The sequence below is a fragment of the Paenibacillus sp. 2RAB27 genome (genome assembly GCF_052115445.1).
In the GTDB taxonomy this organism is placed as follows: Bacteria; Bacillota; Bacilli; order Paenibacillales; family NBRC-103111; genus Paenibacillus_E.
Window position 1 is genome coordinate 453096 of record NZ_JBFRGR010000003.1, and the last position, 18892, is coordinate 471987.

Annotated in this window: 13 protein-coding genes; 11 read left to right on the plus strand and 2 right to left on the minus strand. The window is 46.1% G+C overall.

Features of this window, described 5'->3' with window-relative positions; translation table 11 throughout:
• Positions 1–25 precede the first annotated feature (25 nt).
• From AB4114_RS07115 to AB4114_RS07140, 6 genes are all read left to right on the plus strand, one after another.
• Entirely contained in the window at positions 26–850 is an 825-nt protein-coding gene (locus tag AB4114_RS07115; protein ID WP_441987803.1) for a response regulator transcription factor, read from the plus strand.
• Entirely contained in the window at positions 847–2553 is a 1707-nt protein-coding gene (locus AB4114_RS07120; RefSeq protein ID WP_441987804.1) for a cache domain-containing sensor histidine kinase, read from the plus strand. The genes AB4114_RS07115 and AB4114_RS07120 overlap by 4 nt, the downstream gene beginning before the upstream one ends.
• An 889-nt stretch (positions 2554–3442) precedes the next feature.
• A complete protein-coding gene (locus AB4114_RS07125) occupies positions 3443–4717 on the plus strand; it encodes a family 16 glycosylhydrolase (RefSeq protein ID WP_441987805.1) in 1275 nt (424 codons plus the stop codon).
• Positions 4718–4866: 149 nt separating this feature from the next.
• Positions 4867–5676, plus strand: a complete 810-nt coding sequence (locus tag AB4114_RS07130; protein WP_441987806.1) for a transporter substrate-binding domain-containing protein — start codon at positions 4867–4869, stop codon at positions 5674–5676.
• 167 nt (positions 5677–5843) lie between these two features.
• A complete protein-coding gene (locus AB4114_RS07135; protein WP_441987807.1) occupies positions 5844–7118 on the plus strand; it encodes an FAD-binding protein in 1275 nt (424 codons plus the stop codon).
• A 2-nt stretch (positions 7119–7120) separates the two neighbouring features.
• A complete protein-coding gene (locus AB4114_RS07140) occupies positions 7121–7777 on the plus strand; it encodes a hypothetical protein (RefSeq protein ID WP_441987808.1) in 657 nt (218 codons plus the stop codon).
• A 62-nt stretch (positions 7778–7839) separates the two neighbouring features.
• On the opposite strand, the gene AB4114_RS07145 is transcribed toward AB4114_RS07140, so the two are convergent.
• Positions 7840–10188: a beta-propeller domain-containing protein gene (locus AB4114_RS07145; protein WP_441987809.1), complete on the minus strand. Its 2349-nt coding sequence runs from the start codon at positions 10186–10188 to the stop codon at positions 7840–7842.
• Positions 10189–10343: 155 nt separating this feature from the next.
• Here AB4114_RS07145 and AB4114_RS07150 point away from each other — a divergent pair, with 155 nt between their 5' ends.
• From AB4114_RS07150 to AB4114_RS07170, 5 genes are all read left to right on the plus strand, one after another.
• The gene (locus AB4114_RS07150) at positions 10344–11225 is read left to right on the plus strand and encodes a metallophosphoesterase (protein ID WP_441987810.1); all 882 of its coding nucleotides are present in this window, start codon (positions 10344–10346) and stop codon (positions 11223–11225) included.
• A gap of 321 nt (positions 11226–11546) precedes the next feature.
• The gene (locus AB4114_RS07155; protein ID WP_441987811.1) at positions 11547–12404 is read left to right on the plus strand and encodes an SDR family NAD(P)-dependent oxidoreductase; all 858 of its coding nucleotides are present in this window, start codon (positions 11547–11549) and stop codon (positions 12402–12404) included.
• The gene (locus AB4114_RS07160; protein ID WP_441987812.1) at positions 12391–13932 is read left to right on the plus strand and encodes an AMP-binding protein; all 1542 of its coding nucleotides are present in this window, start codon (positions 12391–12393) and stop codon (positions 13930–13932) included. Before AB4114_RS07155 ends, AB4114_RS07160 begins: the two co-directional genes overlap by 14 nt.
• A 452-nt stretch (positions 13933–14384) precedes the next feature.
• Complete coding sequence (locus tag AB4114_RS07165; RefSeq protein ID WP_441987813.1) at positions 14385–15080, plus strand: DUF421 domain-containing protein; 696 nt, start codon at positions 14385–14387, stop codon at positions 15078–15080.
• Between the two features lie 525 nt (positions 15081–15605).
• On the plus strand, positions 15606–17126 hold the full coding sequence (locus AB4114_RS07170) for a peptidoglycan-binding domain-containing protein (RefSeq protein ID WP_441987814.1): 1521 nt from the start codon (positions 15606–15608) through the stop codon (positions 17124–17126).
• Between the two features lie 318 nt (positions 17127–17444).
• On the opposite strand, the gene AB4114_RS07175 is transcribed toward AB4114_RS07170, so the two are convergent.
• The gene (locus tag AB4114_RS07175; protein WP_441987815.1) at positions 17445–18755 is read right to left on the minus strand and encodes an amidohydrolase family protein; all 1311 of its coding nucleotides are present in this window, start codon (positions 18753–18755) and stop codon (positions 17445–17447) included.
• Positions 18756–18892 lie beyond the last annotated feature (137 nt).

Sequence of the window (18892 nt, forward strand, 5' to 3'; positions counted from 1 at the left end):
AAAATGGAAGCAGGGGGGATTTCACATGTTCCGCATACTAATCGCAGATGATGACAAGATTGAGCGGGAAGGGATCAAGTTCCTGATGGCTAAGTACGCTTTCCCTTTCGACATACTGGAGGCGAAACACGGCAGGGCTGCTTTGGAGTTACTCCAAGCACACGACGTGGACGTGCTGCTCACGGATATCAAAATGCCCTTCATGGACGGGTTGCAATTGGCCCGCGAAGCTAGGGCGCTGAAGCCTCAGCTCAAGATTCTGATTCTGAGTGGACATGGGGAATTCGACTATGCGAAAACAGCGATCTCCCTGCAGGTGTCGAACTACTTGCTCAAGCCTATTGAGCCGGAAGAATTTCGTACGGTCATAGCCGCTGTCGTTCAGCAGTTGCAAGAGGAACAGTCGGCCAAGCGGCAACAGGAGGATTGGCAGAAGGTTTACGAAGCAGGACTCGTCTACCAGCAAGAGAAACGGCTGCGCAACCTGATTCAAGACCATGCGGATGATCCGGATGCGGATTCCCGCAAACGAGCAATCGAAGATGTGCTGCGCATTATTGAGAAGGAATATGAGAAGGATCTGAGCTTGGATTATTTGTCCAAAAGTGTGCATTTATCCGCCAGCTATCTCAGCCATACGTTCAAAAAAGCGACGGGCGTCAGTGTCGTTAAATATATTACACAGTACCGGATGGAGAAGGCGAAATATCTACTTGATCAAAGCAACTATAAGATTAACGATGTGTATAAAATGGTCGGGTTCTCGGATATGTCTTATTTCGGCCTGACATTCAAACAGAGCTTCGGCATCACACCTAAGCAATACAGGGAAAAGGTGCGTCTGCCGTGAAACATCTTCTCGCCTATTTTCGCAACAGCACGGTCAGGAAGAAGCTCATTATTACGTACCTCGTCGTGATTATTATCCCGATTCTCGCTTTGGGGATCTATGCGTATCAATCGTCCAAAGGTTACCTGAAAAAACAGCTCATGATTGGCATGAACCACACCGTTAGCCAAACGGCTCTTAACTTGGATCAGAAGATGGAGAAGTCAGGGAATTTCATTTCTTTCATGGTTTTTAATCCTATCGTGAAAAAGGTAACAGGCTCCGAGCTGCCGGATATTCTCAGTTATACCAAAGAGCTTAACGACAACATCGAGCCGACGATTTGGTATTACATCAACATTAATCGGGAGATGAAAGACGTTCTCTTTTACTCGGATTATACAGGCAAACAGATCGGCAACTTCATCTATCCCAGCGAGGCTGTCCGAAATACCGCGTGGTATCAAGAGGCGAAGAAAGTAAGTAAGACGCAGTGGTACTATGATCAGCAGCAACAGGTGCTTTTCGCTACGCATAACATTCAGAAGAGTGATAATACCACGTTTGCTGGTGTTCTGTACGTGAAGATCGATTACGATAAAATGTTCGAGAAGCTCGACCAGGTCTACGATGGTGAGTACGGTATCCTGATTACGGACAGTAAGCAGCAGGTGATTTATGCGGGGGAGGCAGCTTCCTCCTTAAGCGAAAAAGCGATAGGGGATATTGCAGCTCAAGCTGAAGGGCAATTCCGTATGCAGGGCAAAGAATATTTGATGACGCGCAGCTCGCTCATGAATTCGGGCTGGACCTTCACATATTTTATGCCGACGACGAGCATGATTGTGGATACGAAGGATATTTTGAAAGCGACGGCTTCCATTATTCTGATTTGTATGTTGGTTCTGTTATGTATCATTTGGTTGTTCTCGCGAACCTTGGTGCGGCCGATTCATGCCTTGAAAAAGAAGATCAGCATCGTGGAGAATGGTAACTTCGATGTGCCGATAGTCGCTAATGCGACGGATGAAATTGGGCAATTGACGCAGAGCTTTGCCGACATGGTGAAGAAAGTTCAAGATTCGATTCAGGAAGCAGTCCAAGCACGCATGCTGGAAAAAGAGGCTGAGCTGAAAGCGCTCCAGGCACAGATTTCGCCGCATTTCTTGTATAATACCTTGTCCATTATTAACTGGAAGGCCGTTCAACGAGATGCCATGGACATCAGTGTAGTTGCCAATGCATTGTCTAAATTTTATCGGACGAGCTTGAACAAAGGCAATCACCTCATTCGCATTCGGGATGAAATTGGCAATATCCAAGCGTATCTGGCGATACAGCTCATCATGCATGACGATGAATTCGAAGTCATCTATGAGATCGACGAAGCGGCCTATGATTGTGAGACGGTTAATTTCATTTTGCAGCCGATTGTCGAGAATGCGATCATTCACGGACTGGATGAGAAGGAAGAGGGAAGCAAGCTTCTTCGCATTGGTGTTGAATTTGTCGGGGATGAGATTCATTTCATTGTGCAAGATAACGGCAAAGGCATGGAAGCTGCGGTGCAGGATCGTTTGCTGCATGCGGAAGGCGGCGGATATGGGCTGCGCAATGTGCAAGAGCGAATTCGGCTATATTTTGGCGGGGATTATGGCCTTACCATAGAGAGTAAGCTGGGTGTCGGGACGACCGTGCGTGTCGTGATTCCGATGAAGCGATAGTGACAGCAGGAGGTGAGTGTGCCTTCCTGCTGTTTTTTATGTTTCCGCGGAGGCTGGCGTAGGGGAGATAGTCGACTAACGCGAGTGAAAAAGCGCTCCGCCGCCCGCGTAAGTAGAAAAAATCGACTAACGCGAGTGAAAAAGCGCCCCGCCGCCCGCGTAAGTCGAAAAAATCGACTAACGCGGTTGAAAAAGCGCTCCGCCGCCCGCGTAAGTCGAAAAAATCGACTAACGCGAGTGAATCGGCGCTCCGCCGCCCGCGTAAGTCGAAAAAATCGACTAACGCGGTTGAAAAAGCGCTCCGCCGCCCGCGTAAGTCGAAAAAATCGACTAACGCGGTTGAAAAAGCGCCCCGCCGCCCTTGTAAGTCGAAAAAATCGACTTACAAGGGCGGCGGAACGGTGGTTTTTTTCAAAATAATAGAAAGTATAAAATTCAAAGAACAGAATTCCCTTTCTTTAGGTGGCGATTTTGCTGACTCTACGCCAATCGCCCGCTAGCGCACAAATAATGTGCGCAAGGAAAGCGCCCCGACCGTCCATCGTTGGTAGCGCACAAATAATGTGCGCAAGGAAAGCGCCCCGACCGGCCATCGCCCGCTAGCGCACAAATAATGTGCGCAAGGAAAGCGCCCCGACCGTCCATCGTTGGTAGCGCACAAATAATGTGCGCAAGGAAAGCATCCCGACCAGCCATCGGCGCAGTCGTATATTTTTCACGAAAAAAGACCGAATTATCGTAGGATTCTAAAGAATCTTAGATATTTTGACTGAAAAGAATCCCTATATAATGATGACGTAAGCGGTTACTAGAAACACAAAACGTATGAGGAGGGTAATTGGCAAGGAAGACGCGATATTCTAATTTAAACGAGAAAGGAATTGAGACAATGATGAAAGCTAAAATGATGAGCTTGTGTATGTTGTTTGTTTTGCTGCTAACGGCAGTGCTGCCCATTCATGTATCTGGAGCTGATTTCCCTGCGAATCCGATTACTAAGACCGGTTATACGCTTGATTTCCAGGAAGAGTTTGATGGCACAACATTGGATACGAATAAATGGCTTCCGTACTATCTTCCCCACTGGACAACGCCGGCTGACCGGGAATTGGGAGCTAAGGCGCGGTACACGATTGCAAACGGGGCCTTGCAAGAACGCATTGATGCAGATACACCAGCATGGAACCCGACTTATGATTCTACCGTGAAAATATCCAGTATTCAGACGTATGAGAAGGACAACTGGCATAAATTCAACGGATCGATGCCGAATAATCATCATGAAGCTGATTTTAATGGATATAGCACGATGTATGGCTATTTTGAAATGAGAGCCAAGAATGCGAATGTCGGCGGCGGGGGGCATCAGGCCTGGTGGATGGTTGGTACGCAGGATACTAGCAGCGCTTCGGCCAATCCCGAAATTGATATTGTCGAGACGTTCTTCTCGAAACCGAATACGTGGCGAATCGCTGGATATGGCTGGGGGGATCCTAATTTTCTAGGTAACTGGGTCTCCTATGAAGATCCGGTTCCAAGCGGCGATCAGTCTTCCGAGTATCATATCTATGGGATGGAATGGACTCCTACACAGCTTAACTTCTACTACGATAACCAGCTGTACAAAACGATCAATGATGCGCCTAACATGCCGATGGGGATGATTTTGGGAATCTATACCGATGCGGGTTCAGGTGTGCATAATAATGTGTGGCCAAAAACATGGAGTGTAGATTATGTCCGTGTATGGAAGAAGAATGGCGGCTATCCAACGCCGTATTATCGTATCAAAAATCATCAAACTGGCCTATATATGCATACGAATAGTCTCACGGGGAACGTAGAATACGGCAATGTACCAGCTACAGATTATAGCTCCCAGTGGTCCAAAGAAACGACGGAGGGCTATACCCGATATAAAAATAGATCGACTGGCCAATACATGCATTTGGAGAATATGAACGGAAATGTTCAGTATGGCACTGTGCCAGCGACATATTGGAGTTCACAATGGACAGAAGAAATTGTCTCGGGCTATACTCGAATGAAAAATCGGTGGAAGGGCACCTACATGCACACGGAGAATAACACGGGTTTGGTGCAGTATGGAACTGTTCCTACAACGTATTGGACCAGCCAATGGACCTTTGAACCTGCTAGTTAATATCTAGTTAATCGTACTTTAAGTCTGCCTGAAACCAGTTAACCCTAACGTAGGGGCTTGACTGGTTTTTTTAACTTGCTCGCCTGCATAACCCTCCAAACATTTACAAATAATACCTATGTTTACCGAATGAGGAGGGTATGGATGCAATGAATGAAGGCTTTAGAAGTAAACGAGGAATTATCCTCTCGATCACCCTGTTGATTGCCATGATAGCTTCTGGATGTACGCAGAATAAAACGGTCAAAGTCGGCATCGAGGAAAATTTCCGCCCCTATACGTATACAGATGGTGGCGAGAAGAAGGGCTTTGAGGTGGAATTATGGCAAGCACTCGCTAAAAAGTCGAAGCTTACCTACGAGTTGGTTCCTATGGAAATGGGTGAATTGAATAAAGGGTTGAAGTCTGGTGCTATTGATTTGGCCATTGCGGGGAAGACAATTACGGATGCACGCAGTAATGATCTTGAGTATTCCGATCCTTATTTTCAAACAAACTTAGTGATTCTTACTGCTTCGGAGAACGGGGTGATCAAAGGGAAAGATGATTTGGTCCAAAAAGCGATAGCAACCGAAAATGGATCACCGGGATTTTACTATGCGAGTGAAATTCAAGGCGCGAAAATCCACGGCTTTTCAAAAATCTCCGATGCCTATGAGGAGTTAAAAAGTCATAAAGCAGACGCGGTTATCGTGGAGGAACGCAATGCCCAGGATTATATTAAAAACACAGCGCAAGGGTCCGTGAAAATAGTAGGAGATCCGTTCAATAAAGAAAGTCTAGCTATTCTTGCTAAAAAGAAAAATAAGTACCTCGGAAGAATCAATGAGTCACTCCAATCGATATCCAAAGATGGCACTTACGAAAACCTGTATACGAAGTGGTTCACAGGCAAACCGAAAATGATGCCGAATAAAATCAAAAAAGAAGTGGAACACGACTTACAACATGAAGCATGATAAATGATTCAATAAGAGCTGTCCGATAAGTAGATTCTTTCTACTTCAGGATAGCTTTTTTCATTGTCAGCATTGTTGCCTAGCGGGCGTTGACTTTGCTGAGGGGGATAAATGCATGTAAAATATAATTGTCTCATCTTAGATCTGAACGAAGGGAGTACATATCGATGATCAATAATCGCAACTGGGCGGGCAATTACACGTACAGCGCCGCCAATTACCATGTTCCCGCGAACATAGAAGAAGTACAAGCATTAGTAGCAAGCAGTCAACAAATCAAGGTGCTTGGCACACGCCATTCGTTCAATGGCATCGCTGACTGTACGGAAAGCTTGATTTCGCTTGAGAAGCTGAATCGTGTGATCTCGCTTGATCGAACGAACCATCGGGTAACGGTTGAAGCAGGCATTCGCTATGGCGAGCTAGGCGAGTATCTTCACGCGAATGGGTACGCGCTGCACAATCTCGCTTCTTTACCTCATATTACAGTTGCAGGCGCATGCGCCACCGCTACACATGGCTCTGGTGATCGCCATGGCAATTTGGCGACAGCTGTACATGCCATAGAAGTGGTCATCGCGGATGGGAGTATCGTGCTGTTCTCCCGTGAGCATGAAAATGGTCATCATCTTGCTGGTGCAGCCGTAGGACTAGGTGGATTAGGTGTTGTCACGACAATCACCTTGGATGTAGTCCCATCTTTTCAGATGCATCAACATGTGTACGACAATGTGCCATTAGCGCAGCTAGAAGAGCACTTCGATGACATATTCTCCAGTGGCTACAGTATCAGCCTTTTCACAAATTGGCAGGAATCTTCGTTTAATCAACTGTGGAAGAAGCAGGTAACGAGGGATCCATCCTCCGCTCCGGAGCAGGTAGAAGCTGAGTTATACGGGGCCAAGCTCGCTGATGCACATCGTCATCCGGTGCCAGGCCACACCTCCGAGAATTGCAGTGAGCAGATGGGAATACCAGGGCCTTGGCATGAACGAATGCCGCACTTTCGGATGGATTTCACCCCAAGCGCAGGGGAAGAATTGCAGAGCGAGTATTTCGTGCCTCGCCAACATGCGTATGCGGCACTGTGTGCGCTCGACAGTATCAAAGAGCTCATCTCGCCTCTGCTTTATGTTTCTGAGGTACGTACAATTGCGGCAGATGATTTGTGGATGAGTCCCTGCTATAAGCAGCAGATGGTCGCTTTTCATTTTACATGGAAACCGAATTGGGAAGCTGTTAAACAAGTGCTGCCTATCATTGAACAGCATCTCGAGCCTTTCGAAGTTCGACCGCATTGGGGCAAGCTGTTTACGATGTCGCCGGCCCGCGTGCAGTCAATGTATGAGAAGCTACCAGACTTTCAGCAACTGCTTCGCCAATGCGACCCAGATGGCAAGTTCCGCAATGACTTCTTGAAAACGTACATCTTGGGAGATTAATAATGAAAAGAATCGGCTGCTTCCATGCCCATTACTCGAATATTGAGCATATTGACAATGCCCTGCGCAGTTTGGACGTGGAGCTCATTCATTATGTAGATCCGGGTCTGGATCGAATCAAGCTGGATGCGGATTTCACGACCGAAATGGCTCAAAAGAAAGTGCTCGACACGCTGAATTGGATAGCGAATTGCCACGTAGACGCGATTTTAATAACATGCACTTTTTTTACCGCCATTTACGATGAAAATGTTCATCCTTTTCCAATTCCGATTATCAAAATCGATGATCCGCTGTTCGAAGAGATCTGTCAGCTGGATCAGCCTGCGATTGTTGCTTTCACGAATCCAAGCACCGTACAAGGAACGATGAACCAGTTAACCCTTTACGCCGCTAAGAAAGAGATCGCACTTGAAGCAGCGCCTGCCCTTCTGGCGAATACCTTTGACCTCATCATGCAAGGGAAGAAGAGTGAATACATCCAAGCTGTCACAGATGGATTGATCCTTCTGATCGAGGAAAATCCAACGAAGCGCGTGGTTGCTGCTCAGCTCTCGATGGTTCCAGCGGCTCAGGCTGCGGAGAAGCAAACGAAGCACGTTGTTGGCAATCAACTCGTTTCATTAGCCACGTATCTGAAAGAGGTTTTAGCTATCTAAGTTGGCCTTAGTCAAACAAAAAAGCCMCGATCCTTCTAGGATTCGAGGCTTTTTTGGCCTATTTACGGGATGACGACCGTATTCTTTTCTTTCAGCGTGCTAATGTCGTTCGCCTTAATGAATCCGTTCGACACGGTATACAGGGTGTCACCGATATAAAGAACGCGTTGCACTTGTTTATCACCAGCATAAAAATGCTGACCCACTTTACTCAGATCTTCCTGCGAGAGATGGGTGATGCCGCCGCGGAACTGGAACCCTTTTTCCAAATCAAGGTTGTAAACGTACGCCCCTTGGAAAGCGAAGCTTCCATATGCGTTAGCCGAATTCTTCGAATTGGTAGTCGCCGGGTCGAGTTTCATCACCGAAACAGGGAAGGAAAGTAGATTTTTCTCTTTAGAAAAGAGCAAAGCACGATGATTGTACAGCAACTCAGAATCCGTTCCCCGATCGCCGATCAGCTCTGTAAATTTCTCCTTCGGATTATTCACATCAGATACATCGAATAAAGCTACTTTCATGCCCTGATAATAGGCGATGGGTTGTGAGCCTGCCGCGTTTTTGTTTTCAACCTCAACCGTATCCTTGCCGAAGCCAATAATATGGTTTTCATCATAAGGATGCAGATAGTTGCTGTAACCTGGGATTTTTAATGCCCCTAACAATTTCGGCTGATCCGGTTGCTTTAAGTCTAAGACGAATAGCGGGTCGGTGTTTTTAAAAGTAACCATATAAGCGCGGTTGCCCATGAAACGGGTAGAATAGATGCGCTCGCCTGGCGCGATGTTTAAGATCTTGCCTTCCTCTTTCAGGTTGGCGTCAAGGATATAGACGTGGTTTTTCGATGTGCCCTCATCTGTCCGCCAGACTTCTCCCGTGGTTGTAGCAAGTCGAAGGTGTCCGTTATGCTCATCCATCGAGAATTGATTGAGAAGATGACCAGGTACTTTGCCGGTATTTTTATACACAGCTTTCCCTGCGTTCAGTCCGAACTGATAAAGAATAGTGTCCTGCTGTTGATCTTCATAGGTTGTGGCCACCACGTATAAGTTCTCTTCCGAAGCGTACACGTTCTGTCCCGAGCCGAGGTACGAGGTGACATTCATCGTCTGCGTCAGATCGCCCAGATTAAGACCTCCTACGAGCACATAGTTAGGCTCGAGGGCTTTGGGCAAATAGTAGATTTGATCCAACGGAATCGAGGTGAAAGAATCACCTGCCGAGGAATCTCGGTAGGCTGGGGCTAGTTCTTTTTTGGCGTCATCCGTATTCGCCTTTTCACGGTAGTAATAGTAATTGACATATTTATTGGCGATAAAATAGAGTGAAGACCCAATTTTACGGGAAGAAATATAGTTTCCTTCAAGCTCAACTTCTTTCACCAACTTCAGGTTACTCCGATCCGTGAGATCGTAAACCATGACCTTCGTCGTTGCCTGCGATCGGATCGGTGAAATCATTCTCTTGTCTACAATGCCGATAGTTTTGCTGCTGTTGCTTGTGGCCTCATTATATGGCACGGGTATGAGGTTTTGATAGGATTGCCCCAACACGATCAGATGCGTATCGTCCACGTAGATTTCACTCGGTTGGAACTGCGTGTTTGCAGTGTTCGCCGCTTGGGGGAAATCAAGGATACTCAGCACTTTCATCTGATCTGCCGGATACGCTTGCGTGACGATGATCCGCTGCTTATTCACGGTATAAATGTACGTTCCATCTGACTTGACGACATCCGATTCATCCACACCTTGCACTTGCACATTCGTTCCAGAGTACTCGGGTGACACGGATTTGGCCGAGTCCTGGACGGCGACACCAGCACTGCCGGGGGGAGCTGGCGCTGAGGATGTCGTGGAAGATTCAGCGATGGCAGATTTCATCATGACAACATTTGTGCGCATCCCGTTGCTTTCATTCTGCGTTAATAGGGTAACTAAGTGATCATAAGTACCGACAACCGGCAAGCTGTCAGCTTGCTTGGTGATGTTAACGGAGCTGCTTGCTGAATCCCAGCGGACAATCTGATTTGCGCTTTCCATGAAGAAACGCAGAGGTACGTAGAGGGAGTCATCAACGATTTGTGTGACGCCGTTCATGGTAGTTGCTTGCCCATTAACATCGGCATAGTCGGAATTTAGGGGCAGCTTCAGCTCGTACCCATCGCGTGTAACAACGGCAGCTCGTTCAGCTTCAAGCCACGTTACTTCCATGTATAAAGCGGTTGCAAGATCGCGAACAGGCGCCATTAGAATGCCATCCATCATACGTGGCTGCTGCGAGAAAGCAATCGGTTGCCCTTCAAGCTTGACGATCGTTTCCTGACCAGCCTGCGTAGAGACAGGTGTAAAAGCGGATGTTAAGAGGATCGCGGTCGTTAAGAGGCCTGCGGCCAAAACCTTTTTCTTCATCTAGCTCATCCTTTGCTTCTTTTTTGTAGGTTTCCATTATTTTTATCTGTATCCACTAAACGGATGGCATTGAAGATTTGTTGCATACTTTTGGAAATGTTTTTACGGCCGTCTGACAATGGTAGGTGGAGTTAAAATAGCAAGATAGCCCCCATTTGTTATATGATTGGTATATGGAAAATAAAGAGAAAATGAGTCGTCGTTCCTTTTTGAAAAAGGGTTTGCTGCTGGGTGGAAGTCTATTATCAGTCCCACCGTTAAGTTATGGGTATGCCACATGGGTTGAGCCCCGTTGGTTGCAAGTGGAGCGTATTTCTTTGGCTTTTCCTACACTGCCGGAGGCCTTCAAAGGATTGCGGGTTGTGCAATTCAGTGATCTACATGTTGGATTTCATCTGGATATCCAGCAGTTAACCAAGGTTGTCGAGGTCATTCAGGCGGAAAAACCAGACATCGTATGCTTCACCGGCGATCTAGTCGATTATGAGATTGGTGGGCAGGGACAAGAAATAAGGAATGTTTTGAAGACGATCACAGCAACTTACGGCTGCTATGCCGTTCTCGGCAATCACGATTATTATGGCGATGTTGACGAAGTGGCGGATGTGTTAGAGGGTGGTGGGTTTCACTGCCTGCGTAATCGGGGACTACGCATTCAGAAAGACGGCCAATCCATATGGATCGCTGGCGTAGAGGATATGTGGGAGGGCGTTCCTAATCTTAAAGCGGCGATGCAGTCAGCGAAAAAAGAAGAGTGGGTACTCCTGTTATCCCATGCACCGGATTATGCCGATGTTGTTGCGGCTGCGGGAGCCGTCCATTTGCAGCTTTCGGGGCATTCCCACGGTGGTCAAGTAAGACTCCCGATCATTGGGCCACTGGCCTCCGTGCCGTATGGCGTCAAATATCCCTCAGGACTTTATCATGTAGGGAAAAATCAATCCCTTACGCTTTACACGAATCGAGGGATTGGCGTGTCGGTTCGTCCGATACGGTTCATGTGTCGTCCTGAGATTACGGTGTTGACGTTGGGGTAAGGCTTGGTCGGGCAGCTAGATCGGCTCGGAGGCCATGTGTAAGAAATAACGGGATAACATACAGTTATTTCCGTGAGAATTTCCGATTTTATAGGATTAACTGTAAAACCTACATTTAATTTCAAACGATTGCTTCAGAAACAGCTGAAACTCGAAAATTAGCTACATATTTTACAGTTAAATCTGAAATTCAAGTTAAAATCAGAAAAATAACTGGAGGTTATCCAGTTATTGATGTGTGTAGTTGATGCGGCGGGGGAACTTACTCCAAGTACATCCCCTCATCCGATTTAAGCCCCAATTAAAGAAGGTAGTGAAATCATGCCAAGCGCTAGCCTACACAGTCTTCTCTCAAATCTCCTATTCCCACCGACGAAATTAAACAAACATAAGCTAGAGCGCCAGCTAGCAGGCAAAACGGTCCTAATCACCGGTGCCAGTTCCGGAATCGGAGAACAACTCGCTTATCTGCTATCTGAGATGCAGGTTCATCTGATCTTGGTAGCCAGACGAGAGGCGAAGCTCCTAGCCATGAAGAGTGAAATCGAAGTGAAAGCGGCAGCCCACGTAAGTGTGTTCCCTGCGGATCTTCGAGATCCGAAAGACATGGAGGGATTGCTGACCTTTCTCCATCAACTGCCAGATGGGCTCGATATCGTCATCAGCAATGCGGGGCATTCAATCAAGCGTTCCATTCGGGAGTCGTTGGACCGTTATCACGACTTTACGCGTACGATGGCGATTAACTATTTCGCGCCGGTTCAACTGTTGCTCTCTACCATACCGCTGCTTGAGCAAAATCAAGGACATATCATTAACATTTCGACGGTCAATGTGATGCTTATTCCTATGCCTCATTGGGCGGCGTATCAGGCATCAAAGTCAGCTTTTGACACGTGGTTTCGATCCGCCGCACCTGAGCTGAACACGATGGGGATCGCTACGACTTCGATCTATCTCCCGCTTGTAAGGACGCCTATGATTCTGCCAACCGCAGCGTATCACAAATTACCGGCCATGTCCCCAGAACATGTCGCCAAGATGATCGGTAGCGCCATCTATACCAGAAGGCAAACGTTCAAGCCGTGGTGGTTGATTTTCGGAGGGCTAGCTTCCTTATTTTTCAGAACAATGCCTAGATTATCGAGGAAAAAGGGTAACGGCCATGAGGATGTTTAAACTAATCTATGTGTTGGTTCAAATTAGAATGCTCTCGCTGGTCGCATTGTTCCGGTTAGCCTCCGCGATCTACGCATCGGGTACGAATCTGATGGCTCTGCTGCAATTTGCAGCTAAAACCTACGGTGATAGAATCGCGTTAGCGGATGAGCAGGAGACCTTGACGTATAGTCAATTGTTTGCACAATCCAAACAGCTTTCGGCCCAATTGGCGAGGGAATACCATCTTACTGGTGGTAAGAGAGTGGGTTTCTTGTGCAAGAACCATGCTTCTTTGGTGAAAGCCATCTATGCGGTCTCTTTTACAGGGGCGGATATCTATTTACTGAATGCGGAAATGAGTAAGGATCAATTGCAGGGGATTCTGGCGAGGAAAGATTTTCACCTTGTGGTCTATGACGACGAACTAAGCGCTTTGCTTGAGAAAACAACGTACACGAATGCCAAATTACCCAGTTATCATCCGATCTCATCTGCGATCAATAACTTAGCTGTTACAACTAGTTTTGAAAAAAGAAAACAACGCCGAGCGTCTTCCGGGAAATTAGTGCTGCTGACAGGTGGAACAACAGGCAAAGCCAAAGAAGCGGCGCATCAACCATCGCTATTCAATTATTTGGATCCTTTTGCGGCATTCCTGACCCGATTGCAAATCCTGAACAAGCATACTGCCTATATTGCGACGCCTATTTATCATGGTTATGGGGTAGCGGTGTTGCTCCTTTTCTGCGCTTTGGGCAAAAAATTAGTCATTCAACGCGGATTTGATGCAGAGAGAGCCTGTCGATTGATTCGGGAGCATCAGGTTGATATCGTAACAGTAGTTCCTTTAATGGTTCATAAAATGTTGAAAACCAACGCAGACGATTTGAAATCGCTGTCTTGTATAGCTTCAGGCGGAGCTGAGCTCAATCCGAAATTGGTTCAAGAGACGCTAAGTCAATTGGGAGAAGTACTGTACAATCTGTACGGCACGTCGGAAGCGGGTTTGAATATCATTGCAGTTCCGAAGGATTTGACCTACTCCGCCCACACGATTGGCAGAAAGATTAGCGGTGTTCATGTAAAAGTCATGGATGATCAGAAAGTAGAAACTCCAGTCGGCAGCGTTGGTCAAATATGTATTCGAAACAAATGGTCGATGCGAAACAAAGTTAGTAGATGGATCGAAACCGGCGATTTGGGCTATCGGGATGAGAAAGGGTATTACTTTTTGCGTGGAAGAGTAGACAGTATGATTGTTTCAGCGGGGGAAAATGTGTTTCCGTTCGAGGTGGAACAAATCTTGCTCACTCACCCTCTCGTCGAGGATGCAGCCGTTATTGGGGTTGCGGATGAGCATTTTGGGCAGAGGTTAAAAGCGTGGGTCCAGTTGGTACCTGGTGCAGATACGACAAAAGAGGAACTCCTAGATTGGCTGCGCGCTAGAGTAGCACGATTTCAGTTGCCCAAAGAGATCAGCTTCGTCGAGCATTTGCCCTATACACCTTTAGGGAAGTTGGATAAAAAAGCGTTGAATAAGAAATGACCACCACAGAAGTTTTTGTGATGGTCATTTTTTTTAGAGAAATGGTCTGAACGGAGAACATGGTCTAGATTCCACCAAGAAAATGGCTAAGAGATCAAACAGAACTAATGGGAGAAGAAATGGTAGGAACGAGATGTGTGCTTTCTTTCCATTGCGTGTTTGTTTCAAATAAACTTTGTGGCCGTCAACTTTCACAATCGTGCCACGGTAAGTGCCGTGTGTCGTTTTTATCGTAACTTCTCGATTGAGGTACTTTTTACAAATCAAATAAGAGTCGGATCGCGTCAAGGGAATACCCCCTTTCTAGCTGTATTACTCTAGTATATGCCCGTCCCATAGAACTAGTGTGTGTGTTTAGATATTCAGCATACTTTAATAAGGTTAATTCTCAATATGTGGTATTATTTGTTATACAAATCTATTGAATTTATATTCCGAAGGGAAAGATGAAGGTGGATACCACTCTTTATGTAAGTATCGGTGTCAAGCTTACGGTCGCTTTGATAGGACTGTTGATCATGACCAGGCTGCTGGGAAAAAAAGAGATCTCCCAATTGACCGCCTTTGATTTCGTTTCCTCTTTAATGCTCAGTGAACTGGTCGGCAATACGATTTATGATGATGACATTCATCTTAGCCATCTACTATTTGCTCTGATTATCTGGACGCTTCTAGCGCTAGGGTTGGAAAAGTTTATCGCACGATTCCCCAGACTTTCCCGGTATGCCGCGGGAACGCCGGATCTGATTATCCGGGACGGTGTGATTGACTTCAAGGCCATGAAGCGCAACAATCTCGATTTCGCCCAATTGGGCATGCTGCTTCGGGAAAATAATATTTTCTCGCTGCGCGAAGTGGCCTACGCCTTGTTCGAGACGAACGGCAGCATCAGCGTGCTGCTCCAGAAGGATCCAGAAAAGATCAGCGGCAATGCCAAAGACCAGCAGAGCACCGTCAGCCTTCCCGCCTACATCATTGAAAACGGCAGCATCAATGAAGATACATTGAAGCGCCTCGGGCGAGACAAGAATTGGGTGGAGCAGCTTTTGCAGCTTAGTGGAATTACGGATCATGAGCGCGTGCTTTTCGCGGAATGGTCGGATTCGAGTGGTTTGTATTATCAGCTAAAGGAAGATAAAAAAGCGTAAAAACAAGTGAGTGAAGGACACAAGTTGCAACGTTTGAATTTGGTCCTACGAGCAATAACCCGAATGTTCCATTAGGTAAGTACACTACTCTCGTTGATTACAATAAAGCTACGAATGCTATTACTCTGACAGGAGTCAAATGGATTATCCAACCATCCAACTATGAATTTGTTAATTTTGTAGGTAGCATTTCCGGCGACTATATCAATGGCTCAGTAAATTCGGTCAATAAACAAGCAGTTGGTACTTTCAGTATTAAACTTGTGAAATAGATCACGCATCATTCTAAAGAACGAGTTAAAATCAAGTGTGGCAGTCTAGAGTTTTGGACTGCTATTTTGTATTTTATGAGACTCAGTCTACTCTACTTATTTATATACAGTTGACGATTTTCCGTACGACTGACGGTTTATGATCAAAAATAAATAGATTTGGCAATATGTAATATAAAACAACGAGCAGCATAGCGTAATTGGAATCATACCCAAACTAATGGCCAAGTCATAATGCAAAGGGGTACACATCTTGTTCTTCTCGGTAAAACAAAAAGCGGCTGCTATCCTCGCAACTGCAGCGCTTATTATGACAGCATGCAGTGAGAGCGAGCCAATAAAGCCTCCTCAAGATGCAGAAAAGGATAAGGCATCGGAGCAGATTCGTCTGGCTTTGAGAAATCACCCCGATTTTCACGTTTTCAAGACAACCTATGGAGATTATTTGGGCTGTCCCAGCAGCGGTTTCGGGCCAAGTGTGGTCCACCTGAAATCTTCCGGAAGTGTATATACGATGAACGGCATAGCCCGGGGCAATTACAAGAATCTCCCTAATTACGAGGGCGAACATCTTAGCGAGTATCTTTCCGCATGCTCTAGCTCACCTGAGGAAATGGAGCAGCATCCGGTTATTGTAAAAGCTTCGTCTGAACAATCAGATCAACCTTCCGAACAGGTCAAGCTGGCTATCGCAACATCTGTTGCAACCGATGAAGATATGGAGAAGGCTAAAGAGTTGATACCACCTGGAACTAAGCACGAACAGCTTGTTTTGGATGAGGTTTCGAAAGGGTATATCACTCCTAAAGAAATAGAAATCTACTTATTTATGAAAAACAGTTTTGAAAATTATATCGAGAAGGACGGAAAATACGATATCGATAAGCATGATCCTTTGGTTTATAAAGATGCGGAAGCGGCATTCGGTCTACCTATGGAAAAAACTAGTGACATCTATTGGCGAGCCGACAACGTCTTCGGTGGTAGGAAGCCCAAGGAAAGCATACTCTTGGACTCCAAGAACATTCCAGTCGAAATCTCAGTAGACAGAATCGAACTTACGCCTAAAAAGGAGTTAGAGGTAACTGTTTCGAATCAAACGAAAATTACTGGAACATTACCGAACATTAATTTGACATTCGATCTTTATAAAAATGGCAAAAAAGTTGGATTTCAAATCGTTTGGTTAGAAGAATTAGGTACTGGTAAGAAGATGTATACGAGTCTACCTATCCGTCATGATTTCGATACGGTTGAAGGCAGGCTGTATATGAACGTAGATGAGATGAAAAAGCGCGGACTAAGATCTAACATTGAGATTGGCAATAAACGAGGTGACCCGGTCGTTCAATTGTTGCAATTAAAGCCCTTTAATGTCTTAACCAGTAAGGAGGTCGTTCTTCCCAGGGAAGAGGCCATTCCCGTTCAGGTTACAGCGGAGGAAAAGAAGCCGATCGAGAGCTCAAAAACAGCTGAGAGAACCAAACCTGCAGAGAGTGCAAAGCCAGCCGTCACTCCAAAGCCGTCAGAACATCCACAGGTTCCGGTATTGCCTGAGGGAGTGCTGAAGCCCGGATCATCGGGTGCTAAAGTGAAACAATTACAGGAAGCGCTCTTGCTAGTCGGAGAGCAGCTTCCTGTCAGCGGTGCGGACAGTTTCTATGGAAAAGAAACGGTCGAAGCAATCAAATCAGTGCAAACAAAGATGCAAAAGAAGGCGGACGGTATATATGGAGAGGAGACAAGAAAAGAAAAGCTCTTCTTGCACTTTTGATAGCTGGAAAAGCTCAAGCACGCTGACAAGTATTGAATTATTTAAATCATAACCTTCCCACTCTAAAATAAAGGGGCTGCTGTTTAGGCTGCCCCTTTCATCATAATGTCCAATAAAATTAGAGATCTTGACTGAAAAAATGGCGTGTGACAAGAATATGATCCGTTTGCCGAACCAGGCCAAGAATATCGTCCGATTGTAGACAAAGAGACATAATAAATATACGGTGGGTCATTCCACTAACGGGCAGTTTAATTACAAAGTCGAATAGCAAGGCACTCTTCGAAGTAGAGTGCCCGCACAAAAAAGTAGAAATAATTACCTTTGTTTTTGTACACCTTTGAACCATATAGCTTTAATAGATAGGGTATCCGAGATATTGGTAGTCGGGTCGCCATTGACCAGCACTAGGTCAGCGCGCGCACCTTCGGCAATACGGCCACGATCATTAAGACCGAATCTGCGGGCCGGTTTCGAGGTAGCCGATTGAAGTGCTTCTATTGGAGTGAACCCAGCTGTAACCAGTAATTGCAATTCATGATGTACGCTGGCTCCATGAGCAAGGCCGCCAAGATTCGGAACGGGGACGGGGGCGACATCCGTCCCGACCAGAATATCCACACCGGCCCTGTGAAGATCCATCACATTTTTAAAGCTATTTTCTATTTTGCCTTGCGGGAAAGTATTAAAGCTAGAGTTCAAAATATCGATCCATTCCGGACTTAATTTGGAATGAACACGTGGGTCATTCGCCAATTGCGATGCTGGGTTCCCAAGAATGGATGAGTTCAAAACCAAGCAGGGTGTAACAAACGCGCCAGAATCGACGATGGATTGCACTAGCTCCGGCGTGTAATCGGGCCTGTCGATAAACAGGTGGCCCAATCCGTCTACGCCAAGATCGATGGCGGTTTGGGAAGAATGAGCAGTCAAGACGTGGGCGATGACGACTTTATCGAACTTATGGGCTTCTTCCACCGCTGCTTTTAGAATTTCGTCGCTTAAAACAGGCAGTCCAGGAGCGCCCATGACAGTTCCTTCTTCAATCATAATTTTTACATAGTCGGCTCCATTCTCCACCTGGGTATGTACATGTTTAATCGCTTCTTCCACCGTTGTTACTTGCGGCACTTCCTCGTGATCGTGGGCGTAAGCGGCTAGCATAGCTTCCCGGTCTTCCTTCGATAACTTCTCCAATTCCTTTAATACGAATTCTGGAATCTCATCCCCATCTGGCAGCAATTCATCCGGGTGACCACCAGGAGCGGTGACTGCCGTACCTGCAGAACGGACATCAGCGATATCTTCCGTATTTTTCAGTTGGATCGCACGTCCTCTTTCTGTAAAGTCACCGTTCATTTCGAGTTCTGTCGTCACACCGAAGTTTAATGCATCCCGTAATCCACCGATGGAAGTATGAACATGCGCATCAATTAAGCCGGGCAGTAATGTTGCATCCTTAGCATCGATGATTGTTGCATTCGCCGGAATGTCTCCACCTACTGCAACAATGGTTTCCCCATTGATGACAATACTCCTTGATTCTATTACTTTTTCTCCATCGAAAATACGCACATTCGTAATAGCAGTAATTTTTTCTGCAGATGAGCTTTGGACTACATTCTTCATATTGTTATTCCTCCTTGGATAAGCCTAGAAACAATTCGAAGTATAACTGTTAGGAAACTAACTGTCAATAAACTAATATTTAATTGACATGAAAGCTCGATGTTTGTATAGTTTACTTACTAACAGTTAGTTTTCTA

Excerpts from the sequence above, each read along its gene's own strand:
- AB4114_RS07115 (WP_441987803.1), top strand. The coding sequence starts at position 26 with ATGTTCCGCATACTAATCGCAGATGATGACAAGATTGAGCGGGAAGGG.
- AB4114_RS07125 (WP_441987805.1), top strand. The coding sequence starts at position 3,443 with ATGATGAAAGCTAAAATGATGAGCTTGTGTATGTTGTTTGTTTTGCTG.
- AB4114_RS07130 (WP_441987806.1), top strand. The coding sequence starts at position 4,867 with ATGAATGAAGGCTTTAGAAGTAAACGAGGAATTATCCTCTCGATCACC.
- AB4114_RS07135 (WP_441987807.1), top strand. The coding sequence starts at position 5,844 with ATGATCAATAATCGCAACTGGGCGGGCAATTACACGTACAGCGCCGCC.
- AB4114_RS07140 (WP_441987808.1), top strand. The coding sequence starts at position 7,121 with ATGAAAAGAATCGGCTGCTTCCATGCCCATTACTCGAATATTGAGCAT.
- AB4114_RS07145 (WP_441987809.1), bottom strand. The coding sequence starts at position 10,188 with ATGAAGAAAAAGGTTTTGGCCGCAGGCCTCTTAACGACCGCGATCCTC.
- AB4114_RS07155 (WP_441987811.1), top strand. The coding sequence starts at position 11,547 with ATGCCAAGCGCTAGCCTACACAGTCTTCTCTCAAATCTCCTATTCCCA.
- AB4114_RS07160 (WP_441987812.1), top strand. The coding sequence starts at position 12,391 with ATGAGGATGTTTAAACTAATCTATGTGTTGGTTCAAATTAGAATGCTC.
- AB4114_RS07175 (WP_441987815.1), bottom strand. The coding sequence starts at position 18,755 with ATGAAGAATGTAGTCCAAAGCTCATCTGCAGAAAAAATTACTGCTATT.